The following is a 15,393-nucleotide window of genomic DNA, read 5'->3' on the forward strand; positions in this document are numbered from 1 at the left end:
ACGTTAGTTTTTTTAGTTTTTTTGATTAAATTTGTTATTATCAAAAATCAAAATCTGCAAAAATTATGATATTTAATCCCGAGATAGAACAAATGCCAATTGAAAAATTGCGCGTTCTTCAAAACGAAAGACTTCAAAACATGTTACAAAAAGTGTACAACAATGTACCTTTTTATAAAGAAGCATTTGATGCGGCTGGAATAAAACCAGAAGACATCAAAGGTGTTGAAGATCTACACAAATTACCTTTCACCAAAAAAACACATTTAAGAGAGAACTATCCGTTCGGATTATTTGCAGAACCAAAGAGCAACGTAATCCGTTTACATTGTTCAAGCGGCACAACAGGAAAACCAACTGTTGTAGGTTATACCAAAAATGACATCGAATTATTTTCAGAAGTAGTAGCACGTTCTTTAGCGGCTTCTGGATGCGAACCAGGAATGACATTACAAAATGCTTATGGTTATGGTTTGTTTACAGGAGGTTTGGGATTACATTATGGAGCAGAAAAGTTAGGAATGACAGTTGTTCCTATTTCTGGTGGAAATACTGAAAAACAAATTATGTTGTTGAAAGATTTTCAGGCTGATGCGATTTGTGCAACACCATCGTATGCATTAACAGTAGCTGAGGAAATCAAGAAAAGAGGCGAATCATTAGAAAGCTTAAATCTTAAGTTTGCTATTTTAGGATCAGAACCATGGTCAGAAGCATTACGCCAAGAAGTAGAAGGAAGTTTAAACATCAAAGCTTCTAATATCTATGGATTGAGCGAAATTATCGGACCTGGTGTATCTAATGAAGATTATGAAGAGCAAGGAACAGGATCTTACATTTGGGAAGACCACTTCTTTCCAGAGATTGTAGACGAGAAAACAGGTGAGCCTGTGCCTTATGGACAACCTGGAGTTTTAGTGATTACAACGTTAACAAAAGAAGCTTTACCATTGGTGCGTTATTGGACGGGAGATATCACAACCCTTACGTACGAATATTCTAAGAAAAGAACGCATATCAAAATGGGACCAATTATTGGTCGTGCAGATGATATGATGATTATTAGAGGTGTAAATTTCTTTCACACACAAATCGCTGATTTTATTCCAGAATTTCCAGAATTATCGCCAAATTATCAAGTAGTTTTAACAAAACCTAAAAATATGGATGCTGTAGAAGTTGGATTTGAAATTAATCCTGACTATTTTGCAAGCCAAGGTTTCACTTGTGATAATTTGAACGACGAATCTAATTATGCATGTTGCAAATTAATCTCTAATATTCACAAAAAAATTAGAGACAATATTGGATTAGGAATGAATGTTAAATTGTATCAAGTTGATGAACTTCCGAAAAGTGAAGGAGGAAAATTAAACCGAATTATCGATAACAGACATTTATAAATATATGCCTAAACAAAGTAAAAAAGAACTCATTATTCAAGAAGCTGCATTAATCTTCAAACAAAAAGGTTATTCGGCAACATCAATGCGCGAACTGGCAGAAAAGGTCGGAATGGAAGCGGCAAGTTTATACAATCACATTCGTTCGAAGGACGAAATTTTAGAAGAGATTTGTTTTAAAGTTGCCAATCAATATGTTTCTCACATTAGTTCGATCGAAGATACGGACGAATCAAATGTTCAGAAATTGAGAGATTTAATTCAATTACACGTCAGAATGATTATTGATGAGCCAAATGAAGTTTCTGTTGCAAATAATGATTGGAAAAATCTTTCGGATACAAAAAAAGAGTTGTACAAAACAATTCGAAAAGGATACGAAAAAAGAATTGCCAATCTTATCAAAGCAGGAATTGCAGCAGGCGAATTTAAAGACTTGAATGTTTCGGTTGCTTTATTTACTTTATTATCATCATTACGTTGGATAGAATTGTGGTACAAACCTGGACGAGATATCTCACCAGAGCAATTAGAAAATGACTTAATGACACTATTAATTAACGGATTTCAAAAATAATATGGCTATAAATTTTCACCAATTACGCGTTAAAAATGTAAAAAAGGAAACACCAGATTGTGTATCCGTTACATTTGAAGTGCCAGAAGAATTAAACCAAGAATTCAAATTCAAACATGGTCAATATTTAACGTTCAAAAATCTTCACAATAACGAAGAAATTAGACGTTCTTACTCAATTTGTTCAAGTCCTTTGGATAATGAATTAAGAGTTGCTGTAAAGAAAATTGAGGATGGAATTTTCTCGACATTTGTTAACGATACAATCAAAGTTGGCGATGTTCTTGATGTAATGACTCCACAAGGAAATTTCTTTACAGAAGTACACGAAGACAACAAAAAATTATATGTAGGAATTGTGGCAGGATCAGGAATTACACCTGTACTTTCTATCATCAAAACAGTTCTACAAACAGAACCTAACAGTCAATTTGTACTGTTATATGGAAACAGAAACAAAGGTTCGATTATTTTTAAAGAAGAAATCGAAGCATTAAAAAATAGATACATGGAACGCATTAGCGTTTACAATATCTTGAGTAGTGAAACGGCTGATGCTGAGATTTTGAGTGGTCGTATTGATAAAGCAAAAATTGAATATTTCTTGCAAAATATCATCGATCCAAAAGAAGTAAGCGAAGTTTTCCTTTGTGGTCCAGAAGAAATGATTTTAAGCGGTCGTGACGCTTTTGTAGAAGCAGGAGTTGATGCAAAACATTTGCATTTCGAATTATTCTATAGTGCATCTGCAGAAGCGAAAAAGGTAGAGCGTCAAAAAGCTGTAAAACAATCAGATGATACAATGAGTAAAGTAACCATCAAATTAGATGCAACAGCTTTACAGATTGATTTGGGTTACAATGGCGATACAATCTTAGATGCGGCTTTACAAAACGGAGCTGATTTACCTTATGCTTGTAAAGGTGGTGTTTGCGCAACTTGTAAGTGTAAAGTAGAGAAGGGTGAGGTAGAAATGGACATCAACTACTCACTTGAGCCAGATGAATTAGAAAGAGGATTTGTATTAGCGTGTCAAGCGCACCCTCGTTCTGCAGAAGTCGTGGTAGATTTTGATGCCAAATAATCAACTTTAAAAACGTTTAGAAATGAGTGCAAAAGAAATTGATTTTCAAGAAATCTTCGATAATAAGATTGAAAATGAAGTTCGTATCGAACCAAAAGACTGGATGCCAGATGCATACCGTAAAACATTAATCAGACAAATCTCTCAACATGCTCACTCAGAAATTGTTGGAATGTTACCAGAAGCAAACTGGATTACAAGAGCGCCTTCGTTAAATAGAAAGAAAATTTTGTTAGCGAAAGTTCAAGACGAAGCTGGTCACGGATTATATTTATACTGTGCTGCTGAAACGTTAGGTGTTTCTCGTATTCAAACATTAAATGACTTACATTCAGGTAAAGCAAAATATTCATCAATCTTCAATTATCCAACCCTTACTTGGGCAGATATCGGAATGATTGGTTGGTTGGTAGATGGAGCTGCGATTCTGAATCAAGTTCCATTATGTAGAACTTCTTACGGACCTTATGCTCGTGCAATGGTGCGTGTTTGTAAAGAAGAATCTTTCCACCAAAGACAAGGTTATGAAGCATTAGTGGTATTATCAAAAGGAACACCAGAACAAAAAGCGATGTTGCAAGATGCAATGAATCGTTGGTGGTGGCCTACATTAATGATGTTTGGACCAAAAGACGAAGAATCATCAAACTCAGAATTATCAATGAAATGGAGAATCAAACGTTTCTCGAATGACGAATTACGTCAACGTTTCGTAGATATTTCTATTCCTCAAGCCGAATATTTAGGATTAACTATTCCAGATCCAGATCTAAAATTCAACGAAGAAACAGGGCACTACGAATTCGGAGAAATTGATTGGGAAGAATTCTGGAATGTTGTGAAAGGAAACGGTAAATGTAACAAACAACGTTTGGATGCTCGCCGTAATGCTCACAACGAAGGAGCTTGGGTTCGTGATGCAGCAACAGCTTACCACGAAAAAAGAAAACAAAGAGAATTAGAAAAAGAACAACGCAAAAACGCATAAAAAGATGGAAAATAGAGATTGGCCTTTATGGGAAGTATTCATTAGAAGTAAACAAGGGTTAGACCACAAACATGTTGGGAGCTTACATGCTGCTGATGCTACAATGGCACTAGAAAATGCACGTGATGTATATACACGTCGTTTAGAAGGTGTAAGTATTTGGGTGGTAGAATCTGCTAATATCCATGCTTCTAATCCTGATGAAGCAGAGCAATTTTTTGATCCTGCAGAAGACAAAGTTTACCGTCATCCAACTTTTTATGATGTACCAGAAGAAATTAAAAACATGTAATTTATGACAAGTACAGTTTATCAAAACAATCAAAATTACATCGATTTTATCTTACATTTAGCGGATACAAATCTAATTTTGGCACAACGTTTATGCGAATGGTGTGGTCATGGTCCAATTTTAGAACAAGACATTGCAATGTCTAATATGGCGTTGGATTTATTAGGTCAAACTTCTAATTATTATAACTATGCGGCTGAAATGATCGGGAATGGAGCAACTGAAGATACGTTAGCAATGTTACGCGAAGAGCGTGAATACAAAAACTTATTGTTAGTTGAATTACCAAACGGACATTTCGGTGATACAGTTGCACGTCAGTTCTTTTATGATTCTTACCACGCATTATTATTAGAACAATTCTTGAAAGTAAAAGATCTTAAATTACAAGCTATCGCTGAAAAATCATTGAAAGAGGTAAAATATCACTTAAAATGGTCATCAGAATGGATAATTCGTTTAGGAGATGGAACACAAGAATCTCACGATAAAATTCAGGAAGCTGTAAATAATATTTTACCTTATGTAAAAGAAGCGTTTTTATTAGCACCTTACCAAAAAGCTTTAGTTGAAGAAGGATTAATTTCAAGTCCAGAAGAATTTCAAGAAACTTGGTTAGCAAATGTAAAAGCAATTTTAGACGAAGCGACAATCGAGGCTGATGTCGAAAATGCGTTTGTACAAAAAGGAGGTAAAGAAGGTGTTCATACAGAGCATTTAGGATTTATCTTAACAGATTTACAATATTTACAAAGAACTTATCCAAATTCGCAATGGTAACCGAAAAAGAAATTTGGCAATACATGGAGGAAGTTGCTGATCCAGAAATTCCTGTGATTAGTGTAATCGATCTTGGTGTTGTGCGTAAAATTGAATTGATTGACCAAGAAAGTGTCAATGTTACTATTACGCCAACGTATTCAGGATGTCCTGCTATGAGTGCAATTTCAATTTCTGTTCGTTTAAAATTAATCGAAAAAGGATTCAAAAATATCAATGTCATTAATCAGTTGAGCCCTTCGTGGTCAACTGATTGGATGACAGAAGAAGGAAAGCAAAAAATGAAGGCTTATGGAATTGCACCGCCTACCAAAAATCCTTCATCTGATGCGCTTTTTTCGGATGAACAAAATGTAGAATGTCCACAATGTGGCTCTACAGATACCAGACTTATCAGTCAATTTGGTTCTACGGCCTGCAAAGCTATGTATCAATGCAATAGCTGCCACGAACCATTTGATTATTTCAAATGTCATCACTAAAAAATTATGGAAAATTCAACATCAATCCTATACACACAAGAGGGAGGAATTGCTACGATTACGTTGAATCGTCCTTCTGTTTTTAACAGTTTTAATCAGGAAATGATTAAATCTCTTCAACATCACTTGGATGTTGCAGCTCAAGATGTTTCTGTTCGTGCAGTGGTTTTAACTGGAACGGGAAAAGCATTCTGCGCTGGTCAAGATTTAGGCGAAGTTTTAGAAGAAAAAGAAATCGACTTCAATAAAATCGTTCAAGAAAATTACAATCCATTGGTTCTTAAAATTAGAAATATGGACAAACCAGTTGTTGCTGCTGTAAACGGTGTTGCTGCCGGTGCGGGAGCAAATTTAGCTTTGGCTTGTGACATTGTTGTTGCGAAAGAATCGACAAATTTCATTCAAGCTTTTTCTAAAATTGGTTTAATCCCAGATTGTGGAGGAACTTATTTCTTACCTCGTTTAATTGGACTTCAAAAAGCAACTGCTTTAATGATGCTTGCAGATAAAGTTTCGGCGGCTCAAGCAAAAGAAATCGGAATGATTTATGAGTTTTTTGCTGACGATATTTTCGATGCTGAAGTTGCAAAGATTGCTGATAAATTAGCCAATCTTCCAACAAAAGGTTTGGCTTATACAAAGAAATTATTGAATCAAACATTTAATAATTCAATCGAAGAACAATTAATTCAAGAAGGATTATTTCAAGCTAAATCAGGGAATACATCAGATTATCAAGAAGGTGTAGACGCATTTATCGAGAAAAGAAATCCTGTTTTTAAAGGCGAGTAAGAAATGAAAAAAATAGGAATTATTGGTGGAGGAGCAATGGGGTCTGGAATTGCACAAGTTTTTGCTCAATCTGGTCATCCAGTTGTTTTATATGACACAAATAAAGAAGCTTTAGATCGTTCAAAACAAAACTTAGCGAAGACATTCGAGAAGTTAGTGGCGAAAGAAAAATATACTGCTGAAAAAGCACAAGAAATTCAAAACAATATCGAATATGCAGATAGCTTAACCGCTTTTGCATCGATTGATTTAATGATTGAAGCAATTATTGAAAATTTAGATATTAAAAAATCAGTTTTCAAACAAGTGGAAGAACTCGTTTCTGACGAATGTATTTTAGCTTCAAACACTTCTTCATTATCAATCGCATCAATTGCATCTGCGTGTTCAAAACCAGAACGTGTTATTGGAATTCACTTTTTTAATCCTGCGCCTTTAATGGCTTTGGTAGAGATTATTCCAGCCGTACAAACGCGAGAAGGTTTAGCAGAAGAAGTAAAAGCCTTGATTCAATCTGTTGGTAAATTACCAGTCATCACAAAAGATACACCAGGATTTATTGTAAATCGTGTGGCTCGCCCATTCTACAGCGAATCGATTCGTTTATTAGAAGAAGGCGTAGCCGATGCAGAAACAATCGATTTTGCGATGACTTCTGTTGGAGGTTTCCGTATGGGACCTTTCGAATTAATGGATTTTATCGGTCATGATGTGAATTATCGTGTAACAGAATCGGTTTTCGAATCATTTTTTTATGATCCAAGATTTAAACCATCTTTTTCTCAAAAACGTTTATTCGAAGCTGGATATTATGGACGCAAATCGGGTCGTGGATTCTACAATTATGCTGAAGGAGTGGAGAAGAAAGTGCCATCGCAAGATCAAGCTTTATTAGAAAAAATCTACAAACGTGTTTTAGTGATGTTAATCAATGAAGCAGCTGATGCTTTATTTTTAAATATTGCAAACCGTGAGGATTTAGATACAGCGATGACAAAAGGGGTAAATTATCCAAAAGGATTATTGAAATGGGCAGATGAATATGGTCTTGGAAATGTACAAAACGATTTAGATGAATTGTACAATTATTACCACGAAGATCGTTATCGTTTAAGTCCAATTATCAGAAATTACGTCAAAGAAAATAAAACTTTCTACTAAAAATTATCAATAAATGGAACCACAAAAGTTATTGAATAGAATGCTTGACCACGATAAATTTAGTGAATGGTTAGGTTTAGAAGTAATTGAAGTAAGAGAAGGATATGCAAAATTACAAGCAGCAATTCGTCCAGAAATGATGAACGGAGTTGGCTCTGTACATGGCGGAGTAACATTTGCAATGGCTGATTCTGCATTTGCTTTTTCGTGCAATATGTACAATAATATTTCAGTTGCTTTAGATGTTCATATTTCATTTACGAAAGCTGGACGCAATGGAGATGTTTTTACAATCGAATCGCAAGAGATTTCTTCAACAAAAAGAACAGGTATTTACGATATCAAAGTTACGAATCAAAAAAATGAGTTAATAGCTTTATTTAAAGGAACTTGTTTTAGAACAGGTAAACCTTTAATTGAAGAGTAAAATGTTATAAGTTCTACGTTATAAGTTCTAATTTTTTTGAACGTTAAGCGTAAAACGTATCACGTAAAACGTATAAAAATGAACCAAACATATATTATAGATGGAGTTAGAACTCCAATTGGTAAATTAAAAGGTGGATTATCTGCTGTTCGTCCAGACGATATGGGCGCAATGGTAATCGCCGAATTATTAAAAAGAAATCCGTCAATTGATCCTGCTGCATTTTACGATGTAATTTTAGGAAATGCAAATCAAGCCGGAGAGGATAACCGTAATATAGCTCGTATGTCGGCTTTATTATCTGGTTTACCTTATACAGTTCCGGGAGAAACGGTGAATCGTTTGTGTGCTTCTGGATTATCGGCTGCAATTGCAGCATCAAGAGCGATTCAAGTAGGAGATGCACAATTAATGATTTCTGGTGGAGCAGAATCGATGACACGTGCTCCTTTGGTGGTTTCTAAATCAGCTTCTCCATTTGGTGGAGATGTGCAAATTTATGATTCAACTTTTGGTTGGCGTTTTATCAACCCTAAAATGAAAGAAATGTGGGGTGTTGATGGAATGGGAAATACAGCAGAAAATTTGGCGGAACGTGATAATATTTCGCGTGAAGATCAAGATTTATTTGCGGTTTGGTCTCAACAAAAAACGGCTGCTGCACAAGCAAATGGTCGTTTAGCAAAAGAGATTGTTCCTGTAGTTATTCCACAACGTAAAGGTGATGCAATCATTTTTGATACTGATGAATTTCCAAAGAATAATACAACTATGGAGATTTTATCAAAGTTACGTCCAGCTTTCAAAGCAGATGGTACAGTAACTGCTGGTAATGCTTCTGGTTTGAATGATGGTGCGGCTGCTAATATCTTAGCTTCTGAACAAGCAATTAAAGACTTTGGTTTAACACCAATGGCAAGAATCGTTTCTTCTGGTGTTGCAGGTGTTGAGCCTCGTATCATGGGAATTGGACCAGTGAATGCAACGAAAATTGCATTAGAAAAAGCTGGTTTAACAATAAATGATATAGATGTAATTGAATTAAATGAAGCTTTTGCAGCGCAATCTTTAGCATGTACGCGTGCATTAGGTTTAGTAGATAACGATTCTCGTATCAATCCAAATGGTGGAGCTATCGCTTTAGGACATCCACTTGGAATGTCAGGAGCGCGTATCTTAAATTCTGCGGCTTACGAATTACAAGCTACAGGAAAACGTTATGCATTGGTTACAATGTGTATCGGTTTAGGACAAGGATATGCTGTAATTATTGAAAGAGCGTAAAAATAGATGTTAGTATTGAGAAGTTAGATTTTAGATTTTAGTAATGCTGAACTTGTTTAAGTATCAATTAAATAAAATCTCATTACTCAATACTACTATCTCAAATCTATAAATTATGATTTACGAATTCAAAGGATATAAACCCGTTGTTCATCCAACAGCATTTATTCATCCGCAAGCTGTGGTGACAGGAAATGTGATTATTGGGAAAGATGTTTACATTGGTCCAGGTTGTGCGTTACGTGGTGATTGGGGACAAATTATTATCGAAGATAATTGCAATGTACAAGAAAATTGTACGATTCATATGTTTCCAGGAACAACAGTTCATTTAAAAGAAAAAGCGCATATTGGTCACGGAGCAATTATTCACGGAGCAACAATTGGTCGCAATTGTATGGTTGGGATGAATGCAGTTGTTATGGATAATGTTGTGGTAGAAGACGAATGTATTGTTGGTGCTTTAGCTTTTGTAAAGGCTGATACACATATTCCGACAAGAAGTGTTGTGGTTGGAAATCCTGCAAAAATCGTAAAACAAGTTTCGGATCAAATGATCGAATGGAAAGATCAAGGTACTCAACAATATATGCAATTACCAAGTGATTGTCATGATAGTTTAAAACCTTGTGAACCATTAACAGAAGTTCCAGATTATTATTACGAGTCAATGGCTTCGAATTATAAAACGTGGAATGAAAGTAAGTAAAATGTAAAAAGTATTATGTAAAATGTCATACTGAACTTGTTTCAGTATCACACTTAAATTTAATGAGATTCTGAGATGAACTCAGAATGACAAAAACTTATAACTTAATACTTACGACTTATAACTAAAAAAATACACAAACAACATAAAAATGGCTAAACAATTAGAAAATTATGCTTTAGGACAATGGACAAAAGGTTCGTCTGAAGGGCAAATGTTATATAACGCCATCAATGGCGAAGAAATAGGAACTGCATCATCAGCTGGATTAGATTTCAGTGCGATGATGGATTATGCACGTACAGTTGGTGGACCAGTTTTACGTAAAATGACGTTCCAAGAAAGAGGTTTAATGTTGAAAAAATTAGCCTTATACTTAATGGATCGTAAAGAAGAATTTTACACGGTTTCTTGGGCAACAGGTGCGACTCGTGCAGATTCTTGGGTTGATATTGAAGGAGGAATTGGAAACTTATTTGCCAATGCATCTTTACGACGTCAATTCGGAGATCAACCATTTTATGTTGAAGGAGAAACGCATAAAATCTCTAAAAACGGAACATTCTTAGGTACACATATTTTAACACCAAAACGAGGTGTTGCAATTCATATTAATGCATTCAATTTCCCAGTTTGGGGAATGTTAGAAAAAGTTGCGGTTAATTTATTGGCTGGAGTTCCAGCTATTGTAAAACCTGCGACAATTACTTCTTTCTTAACGGAAACTGTTGTTCGTGCAATCATTGAATCTGGAATTTTACCTGACGGTGCTTTACAATTAATCACAGGTTCAGCAAACGGAATTTTAGATAATGTAGAGTCAGAAGATGTTGTAACATTTACAGGTTCTGCTTGGACAGGACAAATGTTAAAAGCACATCCAAGAATTACTTCAGAAGGTGTTCCATTCAACTTAGAAGCAGATTCTTTAAACGCTTGTGTTTTAGGAGAAGATGTACAAGTTGGCTCACCAGAATTTGATATTTTCATTAAAGAGGTTACACGTGAAATGACAACTAAAGCAGGACAAAAATGTACAGCGGTTCGTCGTGCATTGGTGCCAGCTCATTTGGTTGAGGATGTTCAAATCGCTTTAGGACAACGTTTAGCAACGACTACAATTGGAGATCCAAATGTGGAAGGTGTTCGTATGGGAGCTTTAGCGGGAGCAGCGCAAGTAAAAGAAGTTCGTGAGAAAGTAGAAGAATTAGCTAAAACACAAGAAATTATTTTTGGAAACTTAGATAATTTCGAAGTAAAAGGTGCTGATAAAAACAAAGGTTCTTTTATTTCTCCAATTTTATTCTTCAACAACGATCCATTCAATAAAACGGACGTTCACAATATCGAAGCTTTTGGACCAGTTTCTACGATTATTCCTTACAACGGAACTGCCGAAGCAATTGAGTTAGTTCGTATGGGGAAAGGATCGTTAGTTTGTTCGATTGTTACTGCGGATAATGATATCGCAACAGAATTTGTATTGAATGCAGGTTCTTTACACGGACGTATCGTTATTTTGGATGCAGAATGTATCAAAGAGTCTACAGGTCACGGATCACCACTTCCATTATTAGTACACGGAGGTCCAGGTCGTGCAGGTGGAGGAGAAGAAATGGGAGGTAAGCGTGGTGTATTACACTATATGCAACGTACAGCAATCCAGGGTTCTCCAAATAAACTAACAGCTGTTACTCAACAATACCAATATGGAGCAAATTATATCGAAGAAGATAAACATCCATTCGCGAAGCATTTCGAAGAAGTTAAAGTTGGTGATACATTAATCACAGCAAAACATACGATTCAACAATCAGATATTAATGCATTTGCAGCTTTATCTGGGGATAATTTCTATGCACATGTTGACGCAACTTCTTTAGAAGGAACTATTTTTGAGCGTAATGTTGCTCACGGATACTATTTATTGTCTAAAGCGGCAGGTTTATTTGTTTTAGCGAAAAAAGGTCCAGTTTTATTAAACTATGGTTTAGATGAATGTCGTTTTGTGAAGCCTGTATATCCAGGTTCTACAATTGGAGTGCGTTTTACGTGTAAAGAAAAAATCGATCAAGAGAAAAAAGATGAAAACGATGTGGCAAAAGGAATTGTTCGTTGGTTGGTTGATATTTACGACGAAACGGGAGAAACAGTTGGTATTGCAACAATTTTAACAATGGTTAAAAAATTAAATCAAGATTAATTTATTTAGATAATGTGATAATTCGTTAATTAGCTAATAATTTTCAAATTATCACATTAACACATATTCAAATTACTATGGAAGCTTACGTAAAATCAGATATACAAAACGGAATTGGTACAATTGAATTCTTTCATCCACAAAGTAATTCAATGCCAGGTTCTCAATTAAGAAACTTAGCAACTGAAATCGAGAAATTAGGAAACGATGACGAAGTAAAAGTTATTGTTTTAAAAAGTGCTGGAGACAGAACATTTTGTGCTGGTGCATCTTTTGACGAATTAATTTCAATCAAAGATCGCGAAACTGGATTAGAATTTTTCTCAGGATTTGCACATGTAATCAATGCGATTCGCAAAGCACCTAAATTTGTTTTAGCTCGTATTCAAGGTAAAGCAGTAGGAGGTGGAGTTGGAATTGCATCGGCAGCTGACTATACTTTTGCAACGGAACATGCCGCAGTAAAATTATCTGAATTAGCAGTTGGTATAGGACCATTTGTAGTTGGACCAGCTGTGGAGCGTAAAGTTGGAAATTCTGCTTTTACACAAATGGCGATTAATGCAACTGAATTTCAGTCGGCTGATTGGGCGAAAGAAAAAGGTTTGTATGCAGAAGTTTATGCAAATGCAGTTGAAATGGATGAAGGAATCGATATTTTAGCTAAAAAATTAGCGAATTCAAATCCAGAAGCAATGAAACATTTAAAACGTGTTGCGTGGGAAGGAACAGAAAATTGGGACGAATTATTAATTGATCGTGCAAAAATTTCGGGTGAATTAGTTTTATCAGAATTTACAATTAACGCGATTAACAAATTCAAAGCAAAATAAAAGACAACTATAGTTTATATAAAAAATCCACTTCATTTGAAGTGGATTTTTTATCTTAAAATAATTTTGATTTTGCAATTGTTGTTTTTAAATCAACCATATGTCTCAGAGCGTTTACAAAACTTTCTCTCGCAGGCGTATTTGTAATCAACATTTTTAATTGCACATTTTTATCATCAACTTTTTTATTTGAAATTAAATAAAAAAAGTTATCCTCCGTAGTTACTTTCGTAACGTCTTTCCAATATATCTTACAATATTGTTTTTCATCATTGTACAATTTTACATAATCATCGGTAATTTCGAAATAATCTCCGTACAAATTATATGCTTGGCAATTGACATGATCTAATGTTGGTTTGTTTTCTTGTAACCAATTTAATGTTTCCGATTCCGTTTGCGCGTTTGTTACGACAAAGCTTCCTAATACCATTATTAAACTTACCAGTTTTCTCATCTTCTAAAAAATATATGAATTGTTTGTTTTTTTATTATCAAAACAATTTATATATAGTTGATTCTGAATTTTTTCTAAAAATATCTTTTGTTGTTGTGAGACAAAAATAGTATGAGAAAAAACACTATAAAATACCTCAATTGTTGTATTTTTATATAATCTGTAATACTCTAACTATGCCTAAAAAAAATCACTTTATGAAAGAATTGAGAGAAGAATTTTCAGATTTTTTTTCTCATGAAAATAATTTATCTAAAAAAACACATAAAAAATTAGATAAGCAATCTATTGATTTGAAATTAGGAACTTCTTATTCTTATATTTTAAATCATAAAACAGATAAAATAAAAGATGTAGAACCAATTATTTTAGAGATACATCCTTTTGAAAAACTTCCGAAAAAATATCAAGAAATTACAAATTTATATTGCAAAGAAGATATTGATTTTGTGAAATTTGCAGAAAAAAAAGGATTAGAATATCTGAAAAATATTGACAAAAAAGATATTTATGTTATAGAATATGCATTTCGTATTCGTAATTATCTAAATCAATTTGTTTATTTCGTTCACCAAACGATTCACAATTTTTCTGAGGATAATAGTAGAATAAATTTTACATATCATCGCAATATATATTTAGATATTTTAATTAAGCAAAATAAATACTTTGTAACAATTAGAAATTTAAAAAAGAATTTAATAGAATCTACTTTTATGTACGATTCCTTGAAAAATGAATTTCCGAATTTATCAAAACGAGAAAGGGAAATTGCTAATATGATTTTAGACGGCGTATCGGATAGACAAATATCTGAGCGCTTATTCATATCATATAATACTGTCCGTACTCATCGAAAAAATATATTACGAAAAACTGAGTGTAAAAGCGGTTTAGAGTTGTTGAGTAAATATAAACGTTTGAGAAATATATAAATAAAAATCCACTTCAAAATGAAGTGGATTTTTTTTATAATTTAAAATACTCGTCTTTATAATATTTACTTTTCTTTACATATAAAATATCTTTTTCTGGATTGAGAATTAGATTGAAACGTTTAATCAAATCGCCACCCATAATATTTTTGTGTTGAATTTTTATTGTACTATCAAAAAATGACATTGGTACATTTTTGAATGTTTGATTTGCTAATTCGAAATCAGGTAAAATTGATTTTTTGGAAAGAATTACATTTCCAGCAGCATCACTTAGTTTAGATTCTCCAATAATTTCAAATTTTTCTAATAATTTATATTCTTTTGCAAAATCATCTGAAATCATCAAAGCACCAGAAAAACCTGTGTGAATCATAAATTCTGTTTCAACCGGTTTTTTGTCAATGAATGGAAAAGCTTTTATATACAGCGTTTCTTGAGAATATCTTGAATTTAATTTTGTATACTTTTTTAGTTTGGTAGGTGCTTTATCATAGACAAATAATTTATTCTCATCAAAATTGATTTCTAAATATTTTCCTTCGAAAAACTTCAAACCTATTTTTCCATCACTTTCATGTCCAGATTGTTTGTCGATAAAAATCGGAATTTTGCTAAACTCTTCATTACCAAATTTAATTACATTGTTCTTACTCATTTTCATATCCGAATATCCCGCCCAAGATGTCACATTGTTTAATGTATCAGAAATCGAAATAGATTTCATTTTTTTGTAAGAATCATCGATAATCGTAATATAATCAGAGCCTGTATGTAGCATCAGTTGTACCGTATCTTTTTGATTGATGATAACTGGCACTAAAATATTATTGTATTTTGTTAATCGAAATGGAATCTCTTTTACGATATTCTGCCCGAAAATAGTAATTGAAATAATAGTAAAAAGTAAAGTGAAAATTGTCTTTTTCATTTAGTTGTATTGTTTTATTAAAAGTAAACTAATTTGTAGAAATCATTAATATACT

The 15,393-nt window shown here is 33.7% G+C and carries 17 protein-coding genes; 15 read left to right on the forward strand and 2 right to left on the reverse strand.

The window, feature by feature from the left end:
- The first annotated feature begins 65 nt into the window (after positions 1-65).
- From B3R94_RS07675 to B3R94_RS07740, 14 genes are all read left to right on the forward strand, one after another.
- Positions 66-1,403, forward strand: coding sequence for a phenylacetate--CoA ligase family protein (locus B3R94_RS07675; RefSeq protein ID WP_291099880.1), 1,338 nt, complete (start codon positions 66-68; stop codon positions 1,401-1,403).
- A gap of 4 nt (positions 1,404-1,407) precedes the next feature.
- Entirely contained in the window at positions 1,408-1,980 is a 573-nt protein-coding gene (locus B3R94_RS07680; protein WP_115000316.1) for a TetR/AcrR family transcriptional regulator, read from the forward strand.
- A gap of 1 nt (position 1,981) precedes the next feature.
- Positions 1,982-3,064, forward strand: a complete 1,083-nt coding sequence (gene paaE / locus B3R94_RS07685; RefSeq protein ID WP_125350270.1) for a 1,2-phenylacetyl-CoA epoxidase subunit PaaE — start codon at positions 1,982-1,984, stop codon at positions 3,062-3,064.
- A gap of 22 nt (positions 3,065-3,086) precedes the next feature.
- Positions 3,087-4,052, forward strand: a complete 966-nt coding sequence (gene paaA, locus B3R94_RS07690) for a 1,2-phenylacetyl-CoA epoxidase subunit PaaA (protein ID WP_038335708.1) — start codon at positions 3,087-3,089, stop codon at positions 4,050-4,052.
- Positions 4,053-4,056: 4 nt separating this feature from the next.
- Positions 4,057-4,344 carry a 1,2-phenylacetyl-CoA epoxidase subunit PaaB gene (gene paaB / locus B3R94_RS07695; protein ID WP_038335709.1) on the forward strand — a complete coding sequence of 96 codons (288 nt, stop codon included), beginning with the start codon at positions 4,057-4,059 and terminating at the stop codon, positions 4,342-4,344.
- A gap of 3 nt (positions 4,345-4,347) precedes the next feature.
- Positions 4,348-5,124 (forward strand): 1,2-phenylacetyl-CoA epoxidase subunit PaaC, encoded by a 777-nt coding sequence (gene paaC, locus B3R94_RS07700; RefSeq protein ID WP_291067727.1) that lies wholly within the window; start codon positions 4,348-4,350, stop codon positions 5,122-5,124.
- Positions 5,118-5,606 (forward strand): 1,2-phenylacetyl-CoA epoxidase subunit PaaD, encoded by a 489-nt coding sequence (gene paaD, locus B3R94_RS07705; protein ID WP_125350273.1) that lies wholly within the window; start codon positions 5,118-5,120, stop codon positions 5,604-5,606. Before paaC ends, paaD begins: the two co-directional genes overlap by 7 nt.
- Before the next feature lie 6 nt (positions 5,607-5,612).
- A complete protein-coding gene (locus B3R94_RS07710) occupies positions 5,613-6,398 on the forward strand; it encodes an enoyl-CoA hydratase-related protein (protein WP_038335712.1) in 786 nt (261 codons plus the stop codon).
- 3 nt (positions 6,399-6,401) lie between these two features.
- Positions 6,402-7,559 (forward strand): 3-hydroxyacyl-CoA dehydrogenase NAD-binding domain-containing protein, encoded by a 1,158-nt coding sequence (locus B3R94_RS07715; RefSeq protein ID WP_291099885.1) that lies wholly within the window; start codon positions 6,402-6,404, stop codon positions 7,557-7,559.
- A gap of 13 nt (positions 7,560-7,572) precedes the next feature.
- Entirely contained in the window at positions 7,573-7,986 is a 414-nt protein-coding gene (paaI, locus tag B3R94_RS07720; RefSeq protein ID WP_291099888.1) for a hydroxyphenylacetyl-CoA thioesterase PaaI, read from the forward strand.
- A 78-nt stretch (positions 7,987-8,064) separates the two neighbouring features.
- The gene (pcaF, locus tag B3R94_RS07725) at positions 8,065-9,270 is read left to right on the forward strand and encodes a 3-oxoadipyl-CoA thiolase (protein WP_291099891.1); all 1,206 of its coding nucleotides are present in this window, start codon (positions 8,065-8,067) and stop codon (positions 9,268-9,270) included.
- Positions 9,271-9,385: 115 nt separating this feature from the next.
- Positions 9,386-9,979, forward strand: coding sequence for a transferase hexapeptide repeat family protein (locus B3R94_RS07730; RefSeq protein ID WP_219035117.1), 594 nt, complete (start codon positions 9,386-9,388; stop codon positions 9,977-9,979).
- A gap of 151 nt (positions 9,980-10,130) precedes the next feature.
- Positions 10,131-12,182: a phenylacetic acid degradation bifunctional protein PaaZ gene (gene paaZ, locus B3R94_RS07735; protein ID WP_115000305.1), complete on the forward strand. Its 2,052-nt coding sequence runs from the start codon at positions 10,131-10,133 to the stop codon at positions 12,180-12,182.
- Between the two features lie 77 nt (positions 12,183-12,259).
- The gene (locus B3R94_RS07740) at positions 12,260-13,015 is read left to right on the forward strand and encodes an enoyl-CoA hydratase/isomerase family protein (protein ID WP_115000303.1); all 756 of its coding nucleotides are present in this window, start codon (positions 12,260-12,262) and stop codon (positions 13,013-13,015) included.
- A 55-nt stretch (positions 13,016-13,070) separates the two neighbouring features.
- Here the strand turns inward: B3R94_RS07740 and B3R94_RS07745 are convergent, their stop codons facing one another.
- Entirely contained in the window at positions 13,071-13,472 is a 402-nt protein-coding gene (locus B3R94_RS07745) for a hypothetical protein (protein ID WP_125350276.1), read from the reverse strand.
- 176 nt (positions 13,473-13,648) lie between these two features.
- On the opposite strand from B3R94_RS07745, the gene B3R94_RS07750 reads away from it, so the two are divergent.
- The gene (locus tag B3R94_RS07750; RefSeq protein ID WP_115000300.1) at positions 13,649-14,407 is read left to right on the forward strand and encodes a LuxR C-terminal-related transcriptional regulator; all 759 of its coding nucleotides are present in this window, start codon (positions 13,649-13,651) and stop codon (positions 14,405-14,407) included.
- Between the two features lie 34 nt (positions 14,408-14,441).
- Here B3R94_RS07750 and B3R94_RS07755 read toward each other — a convergent pair whose 3' ends face one another.
- Positions 14,442-15,338 carry a hypothetical protein gene (locus B3R94_RS07755; protein ID WP_291099900.1) on the reverse strand — a complete coding sequence of 299 codons (897 nt, stop codon included), beginning with the start codon at positions 15,336-15,338 and terminating at the stop codon, positions 14,442-14,444.
- Positions 15,339-15,393: the final 55 nt, after the last annotated feature.

The organism is Empedobacter sp. UBA7611 (genome assembly GCF_002484365.1).
GTDB classification, from domain to species: Bacteria; Bacteroidota; Bacteroidia; order Flavobacteriales; family Weeksellaceae; genus Empedobacter; species Empedobacter falsenii_B.